This window comes from Niastella vici, assembly GCF_002077945.1.
Taxonomy (GTDB): domain Bacteria; phylum Bacteroidota; class Bacteroidia; order Chitinophagales; family Chitinophagaceae; genus Niastella; species Niastella vici.
This window is the reverse complement of record NZ_LVYD01000013.1, coordinates 367,164-389,868: the sequence shown is the minus strand read 5'-3', so window position 1 is coordinate 389,868 and position 22,705 is coordinate 367,164. Positions and strand designations below refer to the sequence as shown.

The 22,705-nt window shown below is 45.3% G+C and carries 15 protein-coding genes; 10 read left to right on the top strand and 5 right to left on the bottom strand.

Annotated elements, in window-relative coordinates; genetic code table 11:
• Positions 1 to 9: 9 nt before the first annotated feature.
• From radA to A3860_RS07205, 7 genes are all read left to right on the top strand, one after another.
• Positions 10 to 1,383: a DNA repair protein RadA gene (radA, locus tag A3860_RS07235; protein ID WP_081145878.1), complete on the top strand. Its 1,374-nt coding sequence runs from the start codon at positions 10 to 12 to the stop codon at positions 1,381 to 1,383.
• Between the two features lie 43 nt (positions 1,384 to 1,426).
• Positions 1,427 to 2,122 carry a ComF family protein gene (locus tag A3860_RS07230; RefSeq protein WP_081145877.1) on the top strand — a complete coding sequence of 232 codons (696 nt, stop codon included), beginning with the start codon at positions 1,427 to 1,429 and terminating at the stop codon, positions 2,120 to 2,122.
• 200 nt (positions 2,123 to 2,322) lie between these two features.
• Entirely contained in the window at positions 2,323 to 3,723 is a 1,401-nt protein-coding gene (locus tag A3860_RS07225) for a choice-of-anchor Q domain-containing protein (protein ID WP_081145934.1), read from the top strand.
• A gap of 448 nt (positions 3,724 to 4,171) precedes the next feature.
• On the top strand, positions 4,172 to 4,687 hold the full coding sequence (locus A3860_RS07220; RefSeq protein ID WP_081145876.1) for a glutathione peroxidase: 516 nt from the start codon (positions 4,172 to 4,174) through the stop codon (positions 4,685 to 4,687).
• A gap of 852 nt (positions 4,688 to 5,539) precedes the next feature.
• On the top strand, positions 5,540 to 6,754 hold the full coding sequence (locus tag A3860_RS07215) for a DNA polymerase III subunit (protein WP_081145875.1): 1,215 nt from the start codon (positions 5,540 to 5,542) through the stop codon (positions 6,752 to 6,754).
• Positions 6,755 to 7,445: 691 nt separating this feature from the next.
• The gene (locus tag A3860_RS07210; RefSeq protein WP_081145874.1) at positions 7,446 to 8,786 is read left to right on the top strand and encodes a PSP1 domain-containing protein; all 1,341 of its coding nucleotides are present in this window, start codon (positions 7,446 to 7,448) and stop codon (positions 8,784 to 8,786) included.
• Between the two features lie 165 nt (positions 8,787 to 8,951).
• Complete coding sequence (locus tag A3860_RS07205; protein ID WP_081145873.1) at positions 8,952 to 9,707, top strand: Bax inhibitor-1/YccA family protein; 756 nt, start codon at positions 8,952 to 8,954, stop codon at positions 9,705 to 9,707.
• Positions 9,708 to 9,818: 111 nt separating this feature from the next.
• Here the strand turns inward: A3860_RS07205 and A3860_RS07200 are convergent, their stop codons facing one another.
• Complete coding sequence (locus tag A3860_RS07200; protein WP_081145872.1) at positions 9,819 to 10,613, bottom strand: TIGR00266 family protein; 795 nt, start codon at positions 10,611 to 10,613, stop codon at positions 9,819 to 9,821.
• Between the two features lie 226 nt (positions 10,614 to 10,839).
• Here A3860_RS07200 and A3860_RS07195 point away from each other — a divergent pair, with 226 nt between their 5' ends.
• Positions 10,840 to 13,704, top strand: coding sequence for a M16 family metallopeptidase (locus A3860_RS07195; RefSeq protein ID WP_081145871.1), 2,865 nt, complete (start codon positions 10,840 to 10,842; stop codon positions 13,702 to 13,704).
• A gap of 78 nt (positions 13,705 to 13,782) precedes the next feature.
• Here A3860_RS07195 and A3860_RS07190 read toward each other — a convergent pair whose 3' ends face one another.
• The 4 genes from A3860_RS07190 to A3860_RS07175 are packed head-to-tail and all read right to left on the bottom strand — an operon-like array spanning position 13,783 to position 20,597.
• The gene (locus A3860_RS07190; RefSeq protein WP_081145870.1) at positions 13,783 to 17,367 is read right to left on the bottom strand and encodes an efflux RND transporter permease subunit; all 3,585 of its coding nucleotides are present in this window, start codon (positions 17,365 to 17,367) and stop codon (positions 13,783 to 13,785) included.
• 37 nt (positions 17,368 to 17,404) lie between these two features.
• A complete protein-coding gene (locus A3860_RS07185) occupies positions 17,405 to 18,559 on the bottom strand; it encodes an efflux RND transporter periplasmic adaptor subunit (RefSeq protein ID WP_245843490.1) in 1,155 nt (384 codons plus the stop codon).
• A 57-nt stretch (positions 18,560 to 18,616) separates the two neighbouring features.
• Positions 18,617 to 19,963: a TolC family protein gene (locus A3860_RS07180; protein WP_081145868.1), complete on the bottom strand. Its 1,347-nt coding sequence runs from the start codon at positions 19,961 to 19,963 to the stop codon at positions 18,617 to 18,619.
• On the bottom strand, positions 19,935 to 20,597 hold the full coding sequence (locus A3860_RS07175) for a TetR/AcrR family transcriptional regulator (RefSeq protein WP_158085160.1): 663 nt from the start codon (positions 20,595 to 20,597) through the stop codon (positions 19,935 to 19,937). Before A3860_RS07175 ends, A3860_RS07180 begins: the two co-directional genes overlap by 29 nt.
• Positions 20,598 to 20,853: 256 nt before the next feature.
• Between A3860_RS07175 and A3860_RS07170 the strand changes: the two genes are divergently transcribed.
• Together A3860_RS07170 and A3860_RS07165 are read left to right on the top strand one after the other, a co-directional pair.
• Entirely contained in the window at positions 20,854 to 21,519 is a 666-nt protein-coding gene (locus A3860_RS07170; RefSeq protein WP_081145866.1) for a DUF502 domain-containing protein, read from the top strand.
• Positions 21,520 to 21,658: 139 nt separating this feature from the next.
• Positions 21,659 to 22,624, top strand: a complete 966-nt coding sequence (locus tag A3860_RS07165; protein WP_081145933.1) for a zinc dependent phospholipase C family protein — start codon at positions 21,659 to 21,661, stop codon at positions 22,622 to 22,624.
• Positions 22,625 to 22,705: the final 81 nt, after the last annotated feature.

The window sequence follows — 22,705 nt, the reverse complement described above, 5'->3', positions numbered from 1 at the left end:
CTTTATCGCATGGCTAAAGTTAAAACAGCATTCTTTTGTTCGAATTGTGGATATGAAAGTGCCAAATGGGTTGGAAAATGTCCATCATGTGGTACATGGAATACGTTCGTTGAAGAAGTTCTTTCAAAACCCTCATTAAAAAAAGAGAACGGATGGGATGATTACAATGAAGAAACAAAATCAATACGCACCATTGCATTACACACCATCACCAGCAGTGAACAGATACGCATCACTACAACAGATGCAGAATTAAACAGAGTACTAGGCGGCGGCATTGTACCGGGCAGCATAGTATTGATCGCCGGTGAACCTGGCATTGGTAAATCAACGTTGTTCCTGCAAAACGGATTACAGTTAAAAGATAAAAGAGTGTTATATATCAGCGGTGAAGAAAGCGAGCAACAAATAAAAATGCGCGCCGACCGGCTGAAGATCCAGAACGATGACTTCTACCTGCTTACTGATACATTAACACAGACCATTTTTCAGGAGATCAGGAAATTAAAACCACACCTGGTCATTGTTGACTCCATTCAAACCATTCAATCGCCTTATATTGATTCGTCACCCGGAAGCATATCCCAGATCAGGGAATCGGCTGCAGAATTCCAGCGCTTTGCCAAGGAAACCAATACGCCTGTGTTCCTGATAGGTCATATTACAAAAGACGGCAGCATTGCCGGCCCCAAAATACTGGAGCATATGGTTGATACTGTGTTGCAGTTCGAAGGCGACCGTCATTATGCCTATCGTATTTTGCGAACGATCAAGAACCGGTTTGGCAGCACATCGGAATTAGGGATCTATGAAATGACCGGCGCCGGCATGCGTGGCGTAAATAATCCGAGCGAAATACTGATGACGCAAAAAGAAGATCAACTCAGTGGTATTGCCATTGCAGCCACCATTGAAGGTATGCGTCCTTTACTCATTGAAGTGCAGGCACTGGTTACCCAATCGGTCTACGGTACTCCGCAACGCACGGTATCGGGTTTCGATCTGCGACGTTTACAATTGCTGCTGGCAGTACTCGAAAAAAGAGGAGGCTTCCATTTCGGCGTAAAAGATGTTTTCCTGAACATTGCCGGCGGGTTGAAGGTAGAAGACCCTTCCATCGATCTCGCCGTTCTTTGCGCTCTCCTGAGCTCCTATGAAGATGTTCCCTTACCGCCTCATATTTGTTTTGCCGGCGAAGTGGGGTTGAGTGGCGAAGTGCGGGCCGTTCACCGCATTGAACAACGGATAGCAGAAGCCGAAAAGCTGGGCTTTGAAAAGATCATTGTTTCGCGGTACGGACAAAAATCAATTGCGCAGTCGGGCGCCAATATTGAAGTAGTGCCTATGGGTAGGGTTGAAGAAGTTTATCAATACTTATTTTAAAGAAATTGAAAAGGCCTGAGGGGTAGCAGTGAAACAACTGCTTATGCTTAAAAACCCATTACATCCCTTATTACATCTTTTTATTCCACATTGCTGCCCGGGCTGCGGCAGTGATATCATGAGCCGGCAACAGGTGTTATGCATGCATTGCATTAACCAGTTGCCGGTAACAGGTTTTCACGATCACGCAGGCAACCCGGTGGAGAAAATTTTCTGGGGCCGCATGCCGGTGACCAGTGCAGCCAGTTACCTGTATTTTTCAAAAGACTCGCTGCTGCAACACATTGTTCATGAATTGAAATATAAAGGCAATAAAGAGCTGGGACTTTTTATGGGCCGTAAAATGGGCGCAGCATTGTTGCAGACCCATCGTTTTAGCGGCATAGGCGTTCTGGTGCCATTACCGCTGTTTAAAGCCCGGGAAAGAAAACGGGGGTATAACCAGGCACAGGTGTTGTGCCAGGGCATGGCGCAGGTATTATCGCTTCCTGTGCTTGATAAGGCGATCGGCCGGCAGCAATCGAGCGAAACGCAAACGAACAAGAACCGCATTAACCGCTGGCTGAACATGCAGGGAAAATTTGAATTGCAGGATCCCAATGCTATTGCCGGTAAACATATCTTACTGGTCGATGATGTAATAACCACGGGTGCCACCCTTGAAGCATGCGGCCAGGAACTGTTAACTGCCCCGGGTACGCGATTAAGTATTATGACAATGGCTTATACGGTAAAGTGAACACATATATTGAATGGTGAGTGGTGAATAGCTCGCGAATATTGAGACTAATACCCAATCTTGCGCCGTCTGATTTTTTTTGCCGATTGCCCCTGCCCATGAACCTTCCGCAATATTGTGTTTATCGCAACGTTAAGTCAAACGATATGGCCAACCGGCCGGTTTTATGTGTATCTGAAAACGTGTATTTTTACAGGAACATGAAATATATACTTGTTGCCATACTGCTTACCAGCATTTTGATATCCTGTAAAAAGGAATCATTTATTACCAGCAGCACGGCAAGGCTGTATACCAGCGCCGATACCCTGCATTTTGATACTGTTTTTACCACAACCGGTTCAACCACCCGGTTCTTCCGCATATATAACGATAATAACCAGAAGCTGCGCCTGAGCAAAGTATCCCTGCGCGGCGGCAGCGCTTCTTTTTTCAATATCAACGTTGACGGCACACCCGGACCCGAAGTAAGCAATATTGAAATGGATGCCAACGACAGCATTTATGTTTTCGTGACTGTAAAAATAAACCCTACCGCTGCCGACCTGCCATTCGTCGTGCAGGACAGCATCCTGATCGATTATAACGGCAATGAACGATGGGTGCAACTGGAGGCCTGGGGACAAAACGCCAACTTCTTTCGCTCAAAGGTGCTTACTGGTAACGTAACCTGGACCAACAACAGGCCCTATGTTATTACCGGTGGTTTACTGGTTGATCAAAACGCCACCCTTACCATTGAAAAAGGTTGCCGCGTTTATATGCATGCCGATGCACCCCTGGTGGTTGACGGAACCTTAAAGGTTACGGGTGAAAAATACGACAGCACCCGGGTGGTATTTAAAAGCGACCGGCTCGATGATCCTTACCGCGACTTTCCCGGCGGCTGGCCAGGTATTTATTTCCGCGAAACAAGTAAAGACAATACCCTTCAATATGCAAAGATCCTGAACGCCTATCAGGGTGTTATAGCCGCAAAACCATCGGTGAACAGCAATCCCAAAGTACTGCTCAGCGAATGTGTCGTTGATAATTGTTACGATGCCGGCATTCTGGGTGTACAATCTTCTATAAAAGCGCAAAACTGTTTGGTGAGCAATTGCGGTAAAAATGTATTGCTGGGTTATGGCGGCACTTATGATTTCTCCCAATGTACCATTGCCACTTATTCAAATTCTTACCTGCTGCATAAAGATCCCGTTCTTGTTGTAACCAATTACACCAAAAGCGGGAACACTGTATTGACCGACAACTGTACGGCCAGTTTTACAAATTGTATTTTCTGGGGTGAAAATGGAACAGTAGATGATGAAGTAGTGACCGATAAACAGGGCAGCACACAGTTCAATGTTACGTTCGCAAACTGTTTGTGGAAGATAACAAAAAACAAACCAGCCAACGTAACTACCAGCGGCACCATTCTTCAAAATAACCCGCCTTTATTCGACAGTATCAATACCCAATTGAGAATTTACAATTTCCGCCTGCGCGAAGGATCGCCGGCCCTCGACAAGGGAACCATTACAGGCCTTACCATTGACCTCGATGGCGAGCTGCGCAATGTGGGGGCGCCTGATCTGGGTTGTTATGAAAAACATTAAGCCGGTGCGTATGAATGCCTGCCGGCCGTAGCGAAACGAATATGGAATGAGTGGGTTCACGAAATCCGGCGGTTTGCTTCGGGTAGCGTATTGCCATTTGCTGCAATTTTCCTGTTGGAACCGGTTCCTGTATTAACGGTGTTTCTTTTCCAATTCCCTTTCTGAATTTTTCCCCCGCCTGCCATTTGTCTTATAATAATTCCCCGTCTTAGCCACCTGCCTGCAACGCAGAATGGCTCGCATCCCGTCTTATAACTGCAATCTGTTGCAAATGGCGTTATTGGCTATTGCATTAGCATAGCCTGTCCCAACTTGGTCGGGATAGCTTCCTGGCAAACCCTGGCCTTACCGTTAACCATTATTTTGCATGGAAGCAACCAATTTAGCAGCATCTTTGTATAGTACAAAGCAGCCAGATCTTACACTATTACTTTAAATTTTATCAATTATGATACGTTTATTGCTTGTTTCCCTGCTATTTATTGCCGCGCCTTCTATTTACGATTTCAAGGTTCCCGCCCTCGATGGCAATGGCACCATTGATTTCAGTAAGTACAAAGGAAAAAAGATCATGATCGTTAATACGGCTTCCAAATGCGGTAACACCCCCCAATATTCCGACCTTGAAAAATTATACGAGCAGTATAAAGACAAACTGGTGATCGTGGGTTTCCCGGCCAATAATTTCGGCAGCCAGGAGCCAGGTAGCAACAGCGAGATCGGTGAGTTCTGCAAAAAGAATTATGGCGTAACCTTTCCCATGGCCGAAAAGGTTTCTGTAAAAGGCGACGATATTCATCCCCTTTTCAAATACCTGGTAGCCGAAGCAGAAAAGAAAGGTTTTACTGATCCAATTAAATGGAACTTCACTAAATTCCTGCTCGATGAAAAAGGTAACCTCATAACAGTGATCCATAACAAAACAAAAGTGACCAGCGAAGAGGTGACCAAATATCTTAACTAAGATTATTGTTTATAGTTAGGCTGATCAAAAAGGGTATACTAACAGGATAGATGTTGAAACTTATGCCATTAGCGGGTTTCAGCATTTTCTAACCTTTTTGGTCAGCTTATTTTTTTGGGTTGAACCGGAGCGCCTGCCAGCTGCAATACCCATACGCCCCGGCTAATAGTTTAAGCCATAATACACTTAAGGGTTTACCCTAATATTTCATCTGGCAAATCAGGCACAAAATCGATTTTAAGTGTCGTTTGAACGAATAAAGTTCCCGTTGCGGCTTTATATGAGCAATTTTGAGCCAACAATCCAATATCAGTTTAAACATCCGGTATCCGAAGAGAACCAGTCCAATATCCGAAAAGCTGATCCAATATCCGTTGCAGGAAGGAAATGCCTGCATGAAAGATCCGTTAAGGAACGAATCCTAATCCGATGAAAACCAGATCTATCCACTTTTCCTGAACTCTTATGAAAGTGATCCTGTTCCTTAGAAAACTATTAAGAGTTTAGCCGTCAAAAGTATTTGGAGAGCCCGCCCACCGGTGGGCTTTTCTATTCTCTACCCAGCCCGCCAGCTGGCAGGGGCAAACAGTACCGGCCGACTGGGGATTTGTTGCAGTTTACAGGCTCCCGGTTTCACCGTTTCACCTTTCACATCCCCAGCTTTGCTGCGGGCAGGCAAGCATTCACCGTTTCAACATTCACATCCCCAGCTTGCTGCGGGCTGGCAATCATTGACCCTTTCACCAATTACCATAGTGCCGTGCTGCGGGATTAGTTTATTATCAAATTAGCACATTCCGCATTCTACAACATGTCCCCACTTTGTCGGGATTCTGCTTAACTTCGCCCCGCATGTTATTCAAAAATGTTATCGGTCAGGCAGATGTAAAATTGCATCTGGCAAATATGGTTCAACATAACCGGATCAGTCACGCCCTTTTATTTCTCGGAAAAGAAGGATGCGGCGCCCTGCCCCTGGCTATTGCATTTGCCCAATATGTTGTTTGCGAAAAGGTGAACCGTAAGGCAGCCGCGGCCCCGGCCGGTGCTTCGCTGTTTGGGGAGGAACCGCCAGCGCCCGCGCAAAGTGGTGCCGGCCCGCTCGATTCCTGTGGCGAATGTCCTTCCTGTGTGAAGATGCAGCAGCTCATGCACCCCGATATCCATTTTTCGTACCCCGTAATTCCCCGCAAATCGGGCGACAAGCCGTTGAGTTCAGATTATATCAGCGAATGGCGGGAGTTTATTGCCAAATATCCCTATGGTAATTCCTACGACTGGCTGCAATTCATTGGGGCCGAAAACAAACAGGGGAACATTACCGCCTATGAATGTAATGATATCATTCGCAAGCTTTCGCTCAAAAGTTTTGAAAGCGGCTTTAAAATACTGGTGATGTGGATGCCCGAATACCTGGGCAATGAAGGAAATAAGTTATTGAAACTCATAGAAGAACCACCACCCAATACCTTATTTGTGCTGGTGGCTGAAAATGAATCGCTGATACTGCAAACCATTTTATCGCGCACCCAGCTGGTTAAAATACCTGCCCTTACCCACCAGGATATTTCCAATGCTTTGATTACCAGAGGTAATGTAGCCGAAGGCACGGCGGGGCAGATCTCCCTCATCGCCGAAGGTAATTACCGCGAAGCCCTGCAGCTGATGCAACATGCCGATGAAGACTGGCAATCGCTGTTGCGCGAATGGCTCAATGCCATTTTAAAGAACGGTCCCATAGCCCAGGTAAAATGGATTGAAGAAGTGAGCAAGCTGGGCCGCGAAAAGCAAAAGCAATTTCTGCGCTATTTCACCCACCTGCTCGAACAGGCCATTCGCCTGAACGCCATGGGTCCCGAAAATGTTCACCTGCCCGAAAAGGAAAAGGACTTCGCCGGCCGGCTGAACAAGATCGCCGCCTTCAACCAGCAGCAGGCCATTATTGAAGAACTTGATAAAGCCTCCTATTATATTGAACGGAACGCCAATCCCAAAATGCTGTTCCACGCCCTTACCATTAAATTATACCACATTATTGCCGCCAAAGAAGTAATTACGGTTATTTAGTAGGTCAAAAACCAGCTGTCAACAATCTGATTTTCATTGTACCCGCTCATTAAGCGGGGGCATTGGCTTGCGCCTGCCGCGTTTTCAACCCAAATCATTCGCATAGTAATTTTCGGCCCATCGATCAATAATGGGGTTAGTTTGGCGTGTATTTGGGGTAGATCCTGAAAAAGATCAAATAAGGAATAAACAAAGACCACACAGGGACCTGATAAAGGAAATGTTCTTATCCTGTCTTTGTTTAGTCTTTGTCAGGTCTTTGGTTGGTCTTTGGTTGATTACTTCTCAAATACTCCACAAATAGAGCCTGACCCAGGGGCCAGGCTTGCATTAATTTTCCACCTCATGACTCTTTGACTTATTTGACTTTTTGTCCTATATCATAACGAACCCCTTTTGACGTTAATAACTTATATTTGTAAATCGGCCTGTTAAGCAGGAAGCAGAAATAGTGTGTGGTTGGGGTTGCATGCGAGCAGGATTTCTATATTATATAAGTTATCTTATTTCGCTATATTATTCATAAATGCGTCTTATTCAGTTCGTTATACTTTTATAACGGGTAGCTGAACGAGTATTGGCGCACGCCGGTTTGCCCCGGAGTAATGTATAATACCCTGCCTTTATTTCTGCATGCGTTTTCCGGCCGACAATTAATAAATTATTGTAAATCGTTAATCCTAAATAGAGAATGGGATGTAGTTCATGCGGAACTGGCGGCAAGGTAGCCGGCTGTAAAAGCAATGGCGGATGCAGCACGGGCGGTTGTAACAGGATGAATGTGCACGACTGGCTGAGTAACCTGCCATTTAGCGATCCTTCGGGAAGCTGTAAGATCGTGGAAATAACCTTCAATAACGGAAGCCGGAAAGACTTCTTTCGAAATACCACTGTTCATGTTTTCGAAAAAGGCGACCTGGTTGCCGTGGAAGGCGTCAGTGGGTTCGATGTAGGCACTATAAACATTACCGGCGAAATTGTTCGCCTGCAAATGAAGAAAAGGAATGCCGACGAAACCGACCCCGACATCAAGAAGGTTTTACGCCGCGCCACCGATAAAGACATTGAGATCTGGCAACAAAATAAAGACCGCGAAAAAGAAGCCCTCATCAGGGCCCGGGCCATTGCCCGCCAGCTGAACCTCGAAATGAAGCTGACAGAGGTGGAAATTCAGGCCGATGGCCGCAAAGCCACCTTCTTTTATATCGCCGATGACCGGGTCGATTTTCGCGAATTAATTAAAGTATACGCTAAGGAATTCAGGGTTAAAGTAGAAATGCGGCAAATTGGCGCCCGTCAGGAAGCTGCTAAAGTGGGTGGAATTGGCAGTTGCGGCCGCGAACTGTGCTGCAGCACCTGGTTAACTGATTTTAAATCGGTAAACACCACTGCCGCCCGCTATCAGAACCTGTCGATCAACCAAAGCAAACTCAGCGGCCAGTGCGGCCGGTTGAAATGCTGCCTCAATTACGAGCTCGATATTTATCTCGATGCCTTACAGCATTTCCCCGATAATGCCGACACCTTACAGGTACAAAAAGGCACGGCCATCCTCATAAAGAAAGATATTTTCAAAAACCTCATGTGGTATACCCTGCCCGATAGCAATAAGCAGTATCCGCTGACCATTGAACGGGTAAGGAAAATAAAACAGGCGAATGACCACAACCAGGTGCCCGATGAACTGGAAGCGGTTGATGTAACCACCCAGAAACCCAAAGAGGTGGAACCCGAATTTGTGGATGTGGTTGGGCAGATCAGCTTACGCAGTCTGGAAAGGGCCGAGAAAAAGAAACGGCACCATCACCATCAACAGAAGGAACAACCGCGTCAGGGTGGTGGCGGACAACAACAGCAAAAAGATCACTCCCGCCAGGGTCAGCAACAAAAAGAACAGTCACGCCAGGGTGGTGGACAGCAACAGCAGCAACACCGCCGCGATAACCGCCCAAATGATAAAAAAGGGGGTGGCGACAGAAGACCCAATCAACCCAGGAATCAACAACGGGATGACAGGGGGAAGAAGGACTAATTTTACCAATTTGGTAATGCCTGCTCACCTTTTTCGCCGGGTTGGCGGAGAAGGGGCAATAATGGATAATGGTGAATTTGATCATCCGCCGTTAACCTCTTGCTAATTGGCTATTGACTATTGACGTGTTTTTGTATTTTGCTACTAAATTTTAACTCTATAACTATGGCTCTGTTTAAGTCCGGTAACCCTGTATTAAATGAAGATACTTTCTCGAAAAGCTACTCCTATACAGATAACCAGGTGATGACCGTAAAAGGAACACTGAACAAATTCGGTATCCTTTTCCTGCTTACTTTGGCTAGCGCTGGTTACGCCTGGAAAATGGTTTATTCGGGTGTTGATATTATCACATATATGTGGGTAAGCGTATTTGGTGCATTAGGCTTGGCCCTGGTCACAAATTTTAAAAGAGAATGGTCACCTTACACTGCCCCGGCATACGCCCTGGTAAAAGGTTTTGCAATAGGTGGCATTTCAGCTATATATGATTTTTCGTTTCAGAAATATGCGCCCAACCTTATATCAAATGCCCTTATGATAACATTTGGTGTGGTGGCCGCCATGTTCCTGTTGTATAAATTCAACATCATTAAGGCTACCCCGCTCTTCAAAAAAGTAATTATAACAGCATCACTGGGAATATTCTTTTTCTATTTAATAGCTATCGGCCTGCACTTTGGCGGTATAGATATTCCCTTTTTGCATGAAGGCAGCACATTCGGAATCATCTTCTCTTTAGCGGTGGTAAGTATCGCCGCACTGAGATTGATACTTAATTTCGACCTCATCGAAAACGGTGCTAACATGGGCGCTCCCAAATATATGGAATGGTTTGGCGCCTTCGGGTTACTGGTAACCATAGTATGGTTGTACCTCGAAATTTTGCAATTGTTGGCTAAATTGTCTAAGAGAAATTAAACTTCCGCGAAAGCGCATTAATATTAAAGGCCGTCCGGGTTGAACCGGACGGCCTTCTTATTTATAGCGAACTTCTTATATCCTATTTCTTACATCCTACTTCGCCTTCTTCTACCAACCATCACCATCCAGCATATTCCCTAAACCTCCCAATATACTTCCTTCTTCTTTACGGCCACCAGCTGAACCATAAGTTAAGATGCGGCTGGCCAGGCGGCTGATGGGCAGGGTTTGGATCCATATCTTACCGGGGCCACGCAGTGTGGCAAAGAACAAACCTTCTCCACCAAACAGGGTGTTTTTTATACCACCTACAAATTGAATATCGTAATCAATGGTTTGTGTATACGCTACTAAACAACCGGTATCTATACGCAGCAATTCGCCCGGCTGCAAAACTTTTTCAAATACGTGACCACCGGCATGTACAAAGGCAAAGCCATCACCTTCCAGCTTTTCCATAATAAACCCTTCCCCGCCAAATAAACCGGTACCCAGTTTACGCTGAAACTCTATACCTACACTAACTCCTTTGGCAGCGCACAGGAACGCATCTTTTTGTGCAACGACCTTTCCTCCCAGTTCCATTAGATCAAGCGCAATGATCTTACCGGGATAAGGTGAAGCAAAGCTCACCCGCTTTTTGCCCTGACCCGCATTGGTAAAAGCAGTCATGAATAAACTTTCACCGGTTAACATCCGCTTGCCGGCCGACACCAGCTTACCCAATAAACCCTGCTGGGGCTTTGAACCATCACCAAACATGGTTTGCATTTGAATGCCATCATCCATCATCATAAAGGCGCCGCTTTCAGCAATGGCGGTTTCACCGGGATCGAGTTCCACTTCCACATATTGCATCTCTTCCCCGTAGATCTTGTAATCTATTTCGTGATTTGTACGCATGTCAGTCTGTTTAAAGTTTTATTAATTAGGTTATAGTTGTTTTTGCCGACTGTTGATTAGGTTAGTCGCAATTTAATAATAATCGTTTCACAGCAACCTGATAATTTTTTTGGGTAGAATCGCCTCCCGATAGCTATGGGACGCAAGCCCCACCAAATTGATAAATGGTTTGGAACCTCCATAACAATTCCTTTACCTTGTACCTTACTTAACAAAAATTACATATATGAAAAGAGCCATATTTTTATTGGCTACCACCCTGCCCTGCCTGTACAATGAGGTGATAGCACAGGCAAAACTGGTTGAAAAGATCACCCGGCAGGGTACCGAGCTCGTTATTCCTTATGAAAAATATATGCTGGCCAACGGCCTCACGGTGATAGTGCATGAAGATCACAGCGATCCCATTGTGCAGGTTGATGTTACTTATCACGTTGGTTCGGCCCGCGAACAGATCGGCAAATCGGGGTTCGCCCATTTCTTCGAACACATGATGTTCCAGGGCAGCGATCACGTAAAAGATGAAGAACATTTTAAAATGATTACCGATGCGGGCGGAACCCTGAACGGTTCTACCAACCGCGACCGCACCAATTATTACGAAACAGTTCCTTCGAACCAACTCGAAAAAATGCTCTGGCTCGAAGCAGACCGTATGGGCTTTTTGCTCGATGCTGTTACCCAAAAGAAATTTGAAGTACAACGGGCTACCGTAAAAAATGAGAGAGGACAGAACTATGATAACCGCCCCTATGGTTTGGTAAGTGAAGTGGCCGCCAAAAACCTGTACCCGTACGGGCACCCCTACTCGTGGTTAACGATCGGGTATATTGAAGACCTGAACCGCGTTGATGTAAACGACCTCAAGAATTTCTTCCTGCGTTGGTATGGCCCTAATAACGCCACCGTAACTGTAGGCGGTGATGTAAAGACTGCCGACGTTATTAAGCTGGTTGAAAAATATTTCGGTTCCATTCCCCGCGGTCCCGAAGTAAATAAAGCAGTAGTGCCGGCAGTAACGCTCGATAAAGACCGCTATGTTTCCTATACTGATAATTACATCAGGCTGCCCCTGCTGAATATTACCTTCCCCACTGTGCCCAACTTTAATAAAGACATGCAGGCGCTGGCCTGTTTGGCGCAAATACTGGGGCAGGGCAATACGTCCATTTTATATCAGCAACTGATAAAAACACAGCTGGCCCTGCAAGCCAATGTATACAGTCAGTTGAATGAGCTGGCCGGAGAATTTATCATCAGGGTGATTCCCATGCAGGGTAAAACCCTGGCCGATATGGAAAAGCTGGTACGCGCTTCACTGGATAGTTTTGAAAAACGCGGCGTTACCGATGAGGACATTGAAAAATTCAAAGGCAGTTCCGAAGCGCAATACATCAATGGTTTGCAAAGCGTATCGGGTAAAGTGTTCCAACTCGCCGCTTTTCAAACACTGGCCGGTAACCCCAATATGATTGGTCCCCTGCTTAAAATGACCGACGCAGTGACCAAAGAGGATGTAATGCGTGTGTACAATCAATACATAAAGGGAAAACATGCTGTTATCGTAAGCGTGCTGCCCAAAGGCCAGGAAAATGTTATTGCAGCAGCCAATAATTATGAAGTTGATAACAGCCATTACACGGCCCCCGATTACGGCTATACCGGTTTAAAATATACGAAAGCCACCGATAATTTCGATCGCAATGTACACCCGGGCAATGGCCCCAACCCGCTTGTAAGAGTACCGGCCTTCTGGCGCAAGGACCTGCCCAGCAAGATCAAATGCATTGGCGCTGAAAATAATGAACTGCCAACTGTGACATTGATCATTTCAATGCCAGGCGGTCATTTATTGCAAGCGAAAGACACTGCTAAAATTGGTTTGGCCAGCCTGTTTGCCGATATGATGAATGAAGACACTAAAAATTATACGGCCGAGCAAATGACCATTGCGCTGGAAAAACTGGGCAGCAGCATTGAAGTAACCAGCAGCCGCGATGCCATTGTGTTCACCGTTGAAGCGCTTAAAAAGAATATCGATAAAACACTGGAGCTGTTGCAGGAACGGTTATTCAATGCAAAGTTCACCGAAACAACCTTTAACCGCTTACAGCACCAAACCCTTGAAAGCTTAAAACAATCAAAGACCCGCCCGGCTGTAGTGGCCGATGACGTAATTGCCGTGGTAAATTATGGTCCCGATAATATATTGGGGATGAACGAAAGCGGTACCGAAACCTCCATAAAGAACCTCACCCTGCAGGATGTACAAAATTATTACAACAATTACATCACTGCCAGTAACACCAAAGTAGTAGTGGTGGGCGATATAAAACAAAATGAAATACTGCCCAAACTGGCTTTTTTGAACAGGTTGCCTAATAAAGCTGTTGAAATTCCTTCGGTAATAGCCCAACCCATAGCCGTTGATAAATCAAGAATATACCTGGTAAATATTCCCCGCGCCGCACAAACCGAATTCAGAATAAGTAATGTTACCGGTTTAAAGTATGACGCTACCGGCGAATATTACCGTACCAACTTAATGAATTTTGCTTTAGGCGGTGGTTTCAATGGCCGGGTGAACATCAACCTGCGCGAAGACAAAGGCTGGACCTACGGCGCCCGCACCCTGTTCAATGGCGATCAATATACAGGCGATTTTACCTTTACCTCAGGCATTAAAGCCGATGTTACCGACAGCGCTTTAATAGAAGTGATGAAAGAACTGAAGACCTATGTCACTGATGGTATTAAGGATGATGAGCTGGTATTTATGAAAAATGCCATTGGTCAACGCGACGCCCTGCGATATGAGACCGGTACCCAGAAAGCCGGTTTTATTCAACGGATGCTGCAGTATAATTTACCTGCCAATTATGTTGATCAGCAAAACAGGATACTGCAACAAATTACCAAGCCCGAAATAGATGCCCTGGCTAAAAAATATATTCACCCTGAAAAAGTGAACATTGTGCTGGTGGGCGATAAAGCACGTATTCTGCCCGGTTTACAAAAAACAGGATACGAGATAGTAGAATTAAATACAGATGGAAAACCGGTTGAAGGAGATGGGAAGAAAGGATTTTAAGTGAATTGATAAGCAATAAAAAAGGCGCCCCGGCTCTGCCGGGGCGCCTTTTTTATTGCAGGTTTTTCGTTTTACTTCTTAGAACCAGCTTCCGATAAACGCCTCATTCACTTTTTCTTTCTTACCAGCCAGCTTTCTTCTTCTGCGGCTTACTTTATAGTTATGCCTGAACATGGTAATGAACATCAGCGGTATAAACAGGAATATTAATGGTGGAATACCGGCCATTGAGATCCATTTACCGCCATACATATTGCGCATGGGTCTTTTTAACCGTTCTGCGATCAGGTACATCGCCGGAAGGATCAGCAGCGTCATAAAGAACGCAAAAGCCAAACCGAAGATGATGGTCCATGACAATGGTTTCCAGAACACCGCGTTATCGCCACCAAAGAAGATATGCGGATTTAATTCTGCGAATAACTTAACAAAATTAATATTGAAACCAATCGCCAGCGGTATTAAACCCAATATGGCGGCCATAGCAGTTAACAATACCGGAATGATACGTGTTTTACCGGCCTGCACCAATGCTTCTCTTGTTTTTAACCCGCGCGCTCTTAACTCATCAGTGAACTCAATAACCAGGATACCGTTCTTTACCACAATACCCGCTAACCCTACGATACCCAAACCGGTCATCAGTACGGATACTTCCATTTTTGTGATGGCGAAACCTAACAGCACACCAATTACACTGAAGATGATCTCGGTTAAAATGATCACCGGTTTGCTCACTGAGTTAAACTGAATTACCAGGGTGAACAAAATGATCATCAGGGCAATCACCAACGCTTTCAACAGGAAGGCGCCGGTTTCGGCCTGTTGTTCCCCTTCACCGGTTTGTTTTATGGTTACATTGTCACTCTTTTGTTTAAAGTTGTCGATGTAGCCGGCCAACACCTGGTTTACAGCTGTAGGGGTGGTTACATTCATCAACACATTTGACCGCAGGGTAATTACGCGTTTCTGGTTCTTCCGTTTTACACTACCCAGCGTGCTGGTGTAATCAACTTTAACCAGTGAGCTAATGGGCACATGTTTCACTGCACCGCCACCCGCCATATCGCGGAAGGTAATGTTCATGTTCAGCAGATCGGCCAGGCTTTTGCGTTGAACTTCGAGGTTACGCAGCTGGATCTTGTATTCATCTTCCCCATCTTTTATTTTCGATACTTCACGACCGAATACCGCTGTTCTTATTTCCTGTCCTATTTGTGCGGTAGAAACGCCTTCAATCAATGCCCGTTCGCGATCAACGGTAAAGGTGACCTCAGGGTTTGAAAGGTCTACGTCCATTTTCAGCTCTTCCACACCAGGTACCTGTATTGAATCGAGATAATTCTTTAACGATACGGCTGTTTTAATGAGATCATCAAAATTTTCACTGGATACTTCAATGTTAATTGGAGGATCTGTAGGCGGACCACCTTTTTCCTGGTCAACCGAGATCTCAGCGCCGGGTATACCCTTTATCGCTTTACGGATATTATCCATGTAAGGTCTTGTAGCTATCCCTTCACGCTTTTCAAATTCAACAAACGATATCTGGATACGGCCGAGCTCGGGTCTGGTACTTCTGTCCCCGCTTTGCGGATCGCCCGCGCCCACGGCCACGTTACTGATCACACTTTCCACCACCGGGTTTTTCTTGCCATGGTCCATACCCAGTACCTGGTAAACTTTTGTCTCCAGGGTTCGGGTAATAGAATCGGTATATTCCACGTCGCTACCCACCGGCAGTTTCAGGTAAACATAGATCTGGTTAGGATCGCCCTGTGGGAAGAACACCACCGGAACTTTTCTGGCATTAAAGAATGCAAACGTGAGTAGTAACAATACAAAAGTGCTCAGCAACAAATATACAGGCCGCCATCCTTTAAGCGCCCAGCGCAAAGCGGTTTCATAGTGTCCCATGATCCAGGGCAGCGCTCTGTTCTGGAACCCATGAATAAGATCATCGAGCACAAACCGGTTCAACAGAATAAGCAGCATGATAAATATCAGGAGGTTACCCATGAAGGTAAATCCGGCTACATCAAACAGCACACCTATTGTTAATGGGATCCAGAAAGAAGGCTTTCTGAAGATCGCCGACTTGGATTCTTTGGCGCCTTCGGGATGGTTCATAAAGTCAACCGCAAACACCGGGTTCATGAGGAAGGCCACCACCAACGATGCTGTTAACGTAAAGATCAGCATGGCGGGCAGGTAGATCATAAACTTACCAATGATACCGGGCCAGAACATGAGTGGGAAGAAGGGCGCCAGCGTGGTAACGGTACCGGCCAGCACCGGTACAAACACTTCACCGGCAGCCATCATGGCCGATTTTTCGGCTGTAAGGCGGCCATTGCCCTGTACGAAGATGCGGTGCGTATTTTCGATCACCACAATAGCATCATCCACAATAATACCCAACCCGAATAACAACGCAAACAGTACGATGAAATTGAGGGTAACGTGTGTACCTATCATAAGATCGGCCGCCGGCAAAAACACAAAGGCCACAAACATACTCAGCGGTACCGATAGGGCCACAAAGAAGGCATTGGTAACACCCATGAAGAACATGAGGATGATCAATACCAGCAGAAAACCAATAACGATGGTATTTACCAGGTCGTTGAAGGAGGTACGCGAGGCTTTACTTTGATCGCCCGTCAATACTACATTAAGGTTCTTGGGAAACTGTGTTTCCTTCATTTCATCAACCACCCTCTTTACATCGTCTGTTGTTTCAATCAGGTTCTCCCCGGCACGTTTGATGATATTCAGGGTTATTACCGGTTTGCCATCGAGGCGGGCATAGCTTTCCCTTTCTTTGGTAGTGTCCTTAATTTCAGCAATATCTTTCAGGTAAATAGGAGCGCCGCTTGTATTGCGTACGATCACCTTTTTAAGATCGTATTCAGTTTTGAACTGGCCCTTTAACTGCAGGGTACGCTTCATGCTGCCTACATCGAGTAAGCCGCCTGAAATATCCATATTCTCACGGGAAACTGCACCGGCAATATCATCGAATGTGATATTAGCACTGCGCATCTTGTAGTTGTCTACATTGATCTGGAATTCCCGTTCAGGTGCACCAACAATATCAACCCGGTTCAGCTGAGGTAATTCTTCCAGCTTGTCCTGCATGTCATCGGCATATTTCTTCAGCCTGGGCAAGTCAAAGTCGCCGCTCAGGTTAACATACATGATCGGTTGTTCAGAAAAGCTTACTTCCATTACCGATGGTTCTTCGGTAAGGTCGGTGGGCAGGTCTTTCTTGGCCTTGTCAACCGCATCCTTTACTTTTTGCAGGGCTACATCAGTTTCTACATCGGTGCTGAACTCCACCACAATGGCCGAATAGTCCTGTACCGAAGTACTGGTGGTCTTTTTGATCTTGGCACCGGTAATACCCTTGATCTCTTTTTCGATAGGGTTGGTTACCAGGTTCTCGATGTCTTTGGGTGAGTTACCTACATAGATCGTTTGCACGTAAATGGTAGGGATCACAATATCGGGGAACTGTTCTTTGGGCAGGGTAAGGAACTGGTAAATACCGCCCAAACTAAAGAACAGCATCACCAGGTATATCGAAGTCTTGTTCTTTATACTCCAGGTTGTTGGCCCAAAGTTCTTGAACTTGTCTGTAATATTTTCTAAAACACTCATAGAATGAATTTGGAGGTGTAAGTCACTAAATACCTAACTATTTGGCATCTGTAATGATCAGCTGGCCATCGTACAGGCCCTGGAAACCATCGGTGATCAGTACATCGCCTGCAGCCAAACCGTCTTTAACTTCCAGTGTATCGCCATACAGCTGTCCAACGGTAACCGGCTTTTTCTTTGCTACTTTCTTTCCATTTTCGGTGGTGGCTATCATTACAAATTTTCCTTTTTCATCATTCTGAATGGTATTGATGGGTATAGTGATAGCATTGGGTACCGCATAATCCTGGATGCGAAGCATGGCGATCTGGCCGGGACGGAAACCTTCATTGCCCGGTATTCTTCCTTCGATATAAAATGACCGGGTATTTAAATCGATCGCTCTACCGGCTACAGATACTTTTGTATTGAGCTTTTTATTATTATCCTCGGGCAGGGTAACGATCAGGTTGGTTCCTTCATGCACTTTTGTTTGATAAGCTTCCGGCACATTGGCGGTCACTTTTAAGCTACTGGTATTTACAATAGTAATGCCCACCTGGCCGGCCGATGCAGCTGAAAAAGTTTCGCCTACCCTGATATTCACCAGCTCTGCCACACCCGACATTTCTGCATATATATTCGTCATACTCAGCTGCTCTTTAAGCATGTCGATTTGCCTTTCCAGATTGTCAACATTGCTTTTTGCATTTAACAATTCCACTTCGGTGCCGATCTTTTGGTCCCACAGGTTCTTACGGCGTTCATATATTGTTTTGGCCAGGTTTAACTGCACATTGGCCTGATCAATTTGCTGACGATAGATAACATCATCAAGTTTCATTAATAATTGGCCTTTTCTAACAACATCACCCTGCTTTACGTAAAGTGCTTTAACCATTCCACCCTGTCCGCGGGGGGTTACAACGCCTGCGTCCTGCACAATGATCCTGCCCTGCAGATCAATATAGTGAGTGAAGGCCCCTGTTTTTACTGGCGATAACACTACCAGTTTTGGTTTTTCGGGTCGCTTGAAGCTGGTATCTAACTTTGCGATCTCCTTTTCGAGGCTGGTTATTTCTTCTCCTGTTTTTGTCTGTTCTGCTTTCAGTTTTTCCAGTTTGGCTTTTTTCTGGTCAAGCTCGCTCTGGCCGCACGCTGCCAATAAAAGAACTGCTGTAACTACGCCAATTATGTTATACGTACTTTTCATATCAAATAATTTATCCGTTGATTGCATTTGTTGGTTTAGAGTTTTATAGAGTATGGATTATAGTTTTCCAATGGCTTTCAGGTAATCGATGCGTGCTATAATGGCATCGTACAGGGCGTTGAAATAATTGGTTTGTGCCTCGCGCATATCCGTATCTGCATTAGTGATCTCGAGGTTTGAACCCAGTCCCTGCTCATATTTGATCTTGGTTTGGTTGTACACCGCTTCGGCCAGTTGCATGTTCTTCGTTTGCTCATCCATAGTGATCAGCGCAGTGCGGATATTGATGCGTGATTGCTCAACTTCATTGTTGATCTGGTTCTTCAGCCCCTCTATGTTATTCTGGGTCTTTTGCAATTCGAGTTTGGCAGATCTTACTCTTGCATCCTTTGCAAATCCATCGAAAATGGGCACATTGATCTGTAACCCGATGTAAGCGGTGGGGTACCAGGGTTCGCCACCTTTAAAAAAGTCGAACTTTTGACGCTGTGCCATCCGGTTGTATGAACCGGTGAGCGATACGGTAGGTATATAAGTGTATTTGTATCTTTTAATATTGTAAGTATTCAGCTTTTCAACGGCTTTTAAATACTGATATTCCTGCCGGTCATCAAAACGCACACTATCTGCCAATACATTATCGCGTAAAAAAGATTCTGATAATGTATCTGACAGGCTCAGTTGATATTTTACCGGCATACCCATCAGGTATTTAAGGCCCACATAACCCGTTGACAGCTGGTTCTCCACTTTAGCTTTCTGTGTTCTCAGGTTCGATAAGGTAACGGTCACTTTATCTACATCCAGTTTTTCCTGGAATCCGTTCTCATATAAAGCCTTTGTATCGTGCAGTAATTTTTCGGCACGGGCAATATTGGCATCCAGTAAGGCAATTTGCTTTTTCCCAACTACCAATTGATAATAGATCTTATAAACGTTGGCCTTGATCTGTTCCTTTGTAACTGCTACATTCTTTTCTGCATATTCAATAGAAGCGGCTCTTGCCTGTAACCCAACAAATACCTGGCCGTCGAATAATACCTGGTTCAGGGTTGCGCCGTAAGTGCCGTTGTATTTTGTACCAAACCGTACCGCCTGAAAGGTGCCTGGCTGTCCGCCAAAGAACTCAGCAGGTATTAATTGCGTGGGCAGCTTCAGATAATCTGTAACATTTATGCTTCCTGAAACTTGCGGGTATGCTGCAGCCGTGATTTCCCTGTTTGTTTGCAGCTGAATTTCAACATCCTTTAAAGCGTTCTGTACATTAACACTGTTTTTAAGGGCATATTCTACTGCCTGTTGGGCCGTGAACGAATATGTTTGCTGTGCCAGAGCTGGTCGCAATAAGCCTGTTAATACAACCACCAGAGCTATCCTATTTATGCTTGCCGGTTTCATTTTCATAGTGCTTTGCATTTTTATTTCTATGCTGTTGATATTTTAAGATCAGTTTATGGCCTTTCAGGGACGCAACCCCGTATACATAATGTTCAATGATGGCTTTGGTAACATCTGATAATTTATACCGGGAAGGCGGGTACAGGTCTATGTTAAAGGGGATCATCATCGAATCTAACCTGAACTTTGAGATAACATCTACATCTATATCAGGGCGGTACAGCCCTTCTTTTACCCCCCACTCCAGGTTTTTACGAATGATCTGTAACAGGAATTTATTTTTATGTTCCATAAACCGCTGGTATGCCCGAATATGGAATTTCTCCATATCATATAATACCATGGGGTTCATATTACTCAGCTGCTCCATCAACTGATCAACCGTTAAAAGGATCTCTTCAATGGCATCCTTTGCATTTTCACCGCACTTGATACAATCCTGCTGCATATCCTGTACCTCATCTTCCACAACCGCATCAACCAGCTCATTTTTATCGGTATAATACTGATAAATGGTTTTCTTCGACATGCCCAACTGATTGGCAATATCATCCATGGAAACAGAGCGAATACCATACCGCAGGAATAACTCCTTCGCTTTTTCCCGGATCCGCACTTTTGTGTTTGCTTCTGTTGTCATAATAATCGGGCACAAAACTATAGAAACTTTCAGCGTTACCAAAGTTTCCATCCTTTTTTTAAGCCGCCGCTAACAAAATTGATTACACGTACAATTGTTTGTTCATTGATTAAAATGGCTATAGTACAGGATTTGTGCGCTTCCCCTATCTTTGCCTAACCGATTGCTTTCCAGACCAAAACAGGCAACTTTACACAAGGTTATTTTACAAGCCAGTATAAGTGGTTTACTTTTGGGAAGCAAAAAGCAGCAATACATGACAACTCCACATATATTTAAAAAAGCAATACAATTTTTCCTGCAGGGGCTAATTATTTTAGCTCCTATAGCGATTACTATTTATGCGGTTACCGCACTGTTTAATTTTATTGACAATATTCTTCCCAGCCTCATTGGGTATTTTTCGCCCGACCTGCTGGGCGTAGACGCCAACGGCAATCCTAAAAAAATACCGGGACTGGGATTTATACTTGTAACCCTCATCGTTATACTGGTAGGTTATATCTCCTCTTCCTTCATTGTAAGCAAGCTGGTTGACCTGTTTGATAAAGTCCTGGAACGCACACCCGGTATCAAGATCCTGTATTCAACCGTAAAAGATTTCTTTGAAGCTTTTGCCGGTAATAAAAGGAAATTTGACAAGGCGGTGCTGGTAAGCGTTGAAGCGACCGATGTATGGCAGATCGGTTTTATTACCCAGGAAGAAGTGCATGAGTTTGGCTTGCAGGAATATGTAGCCGTATACGTTCCGCAATCCTATGCCTTTGCCGGCCGCCTGTATTTTGTAAAGAGCGACCGGGTTCGTTTGCTTACTGATATCAGCTCAGCCGAAGCCATGAAATTTGCCATTTCGGGCGGCGTTACTGAAATTGATGATGACAGTGTAACGCACAACGCCAAACGCGAAACTCCGAAAGCTTAAAGCCAATCATATCTTGAAAGTGACCTCGTTCGCTTTTTGAATGGGGTCATTTTCATTTACATTAACCGACAAATACCGGCTCCGGGAGCTCCCTGCTTCTATCTTTGCAGCTGTTTGCCCGTTATTAAGCTTGCCCGCTATGAAGAAGCTACTACTCATTGCCCTGGCGGTATTGTGCAGTCATTATCTTTACCCCTGGGGGTTTTATGCCCATCGCCAGATAAATTATTATGCGGTCTTTATGCTGCCACCCGAAATGATGGCGCTGTACAAACCCAATATCCAGTTCCTCAGCGATCATGCCGTTGACCCCGACAAAAGACGGTATGCCGTAGCCGCAGAAGGCGCCCGCCATTATATCGACATCGATCATTACGGCACTTACCCCTTTGATTCATTGCCCCACAGCTGGCCAAAAGCCCTTGAAAAATATGGCAACGATACCCTGCAGGCCTATGGTATTGTTCCCTGGTATATTCAAACTATGATGTTCAGGCTTACCGCAGCCTTTAAAGCAAAAGACCAGGTGAAGGTCCTGAAACTCTCGGCCGATATAGGCCATTACATAGCCGATGCACATGTGCCCCTGCACGTTTGCAGCAACCACAACGGCCAGCTCACCAACCAGCAGGGTATTCATGCCTTCTGGGAATCGCGCATCCCCGAACTGCTGGCTGCCACCTCCTGGAGTTTTTTGATGGGAAAAGCTACCTATATTGAGCACCCGGGTGCTTTTATTTGGTCGCGGGTGCTGGAAAGCGCTGGTGCGGCGGATAGTGTGCTGCGTATTGAACGCGAGCTTACGGCCCGGTTCTCCCCCGATCAAAAATATTCCTTTGAACCGCGCAACGGCCTGCTCATAAAACAATATGCTACCGCTTACTGCCTGGCTTATGATCAACAGCTCAATAATATGATCGAACGCCGCATGCAACAATCGATAATGGCTGTGGCCTCCTGCTGGTATACCGCCTGGGTAAACGCCGGCCAGCCCGACCTGAAAACGCTCACCAACCAGCAGTTCAGCGAAGACGATCGCCGTGAATTTGAGGAACTGAACGCCGCCTGGCTAAAAGGAACCATAAAAGGCAAAGATTGTGATTAGTTCATAATGAATTAGTTAAACGGAACCAGCAAAATTCGCCCCGGCTATAGTCCCGTTAATTGAATACTTTTGCACTCCTTC

Excerpts from the sequence above, each read along its gene's own strand:
- radA (WP_081145878.1), top strand. The coding sequence starts at position 10 with ATGGCTAAAGTTAAAACAGCATTCTTTTGTTCGAATTGTGGATATGAA.
- A3860_RS07230 (WP_081145877.1), top strand. The coding sequence starts at position 1,427 with ATGCTTAAAAACCCATTACATCCCTTATTACATCTTTTTATTCCACAT.
- A3860_RS07225 (WP_081145934.1), top strand. The coding sequence starts at position 2,323 with ATGAAATATATACTTGTTGCCATACTGCTTACCAGCATTTTGATATCC.
- A3860_RS07220 (WP_081145876.1), top strand. The coding sequence starts at position 4,172 with ATGATACGTTTATTGCTTGTTTCCCTGCTATTTATTGCCGCGCCTTCT.
- A3860_RS07215 (WP_081145875.1), top strand. The coding sequence starts at position 5,540 with ATGTTATTCAAAAATGTTATCGGTCAGGCAGATGTAAAATTGCATCTG.
- A3860_RS07210 (WP_081145874.1), top strand. The coding sequence starts at position 7,446 with ATGGGATGTAGTTCATGCGGAACTGGCGGCAAGGTAGCCGGCTGTAAA.
- A3860_RS07205 (WP_081145873.1), top strand. The coding sequence starts at position 8,952 with ATGGCTCTGTTTAAGTCCGGTAACCCTGTATTAAATGAAGATACTTTC.
- A3860_RS07200 (WP_081145872.1), bottom strand. The coding sequence starts at position 10,613 with ATGCGTACAAATCACGAAATAGATTACAAGATCTACGGGGAAGAGATG.
- A3860_RS07195 (WP_081145871.1), top strand. The coding sequence starts at position 10,840 with ATGAAAAGAGCCATATTTTTATTGGCTACCACCCTGCCCTGCCTGTAC.
- A3860_RS07190 (WP_081145870.1), bottom strand. The coding sequence starts at position 17,367 with ATGAGTGTTTTAGAAAATATTACAGACAAGTTCAAGAACTTTGGGCCA.
- A3860_RS07185 (WP_245843490.1), bottom strand. The coding sequence starts at position 18,559 with ATGAAAAGTACGTATAACATAATTGGCGTAGTTACAGCAGTTCTTTTA.
- A3860_RS07180 (WP_081145868.1), bottom strand. The coding sequence starts at position 19,963 with ATGAAAATGAAACCGGCAAGCATAAATAGGATAGCTCTGGTGGTTGTA.
- A3860_RS07175 (WP_158085160.1), bottom strand. The coding sequence starts at position 20,597 with ATGACAACAGAAGCAAACACAAAAGTGCGGATCCGGGAAAAAGCGAAG.
- A3860_RS07170 (WP_081145866.1), top strand. The coding sequence starts at position 20,854 with ATGACAACTCCACATATATTTAAAAAAGCAATACAATTTTTCCTGCAG.
- A3860_RS07165 (WP_081145933.1), top strand. The coding sequence starts at position 21,659 with ATGAAGAAGCTACTACTCATTGCCCTGGCGGTATTGTGCAGTCATTAT.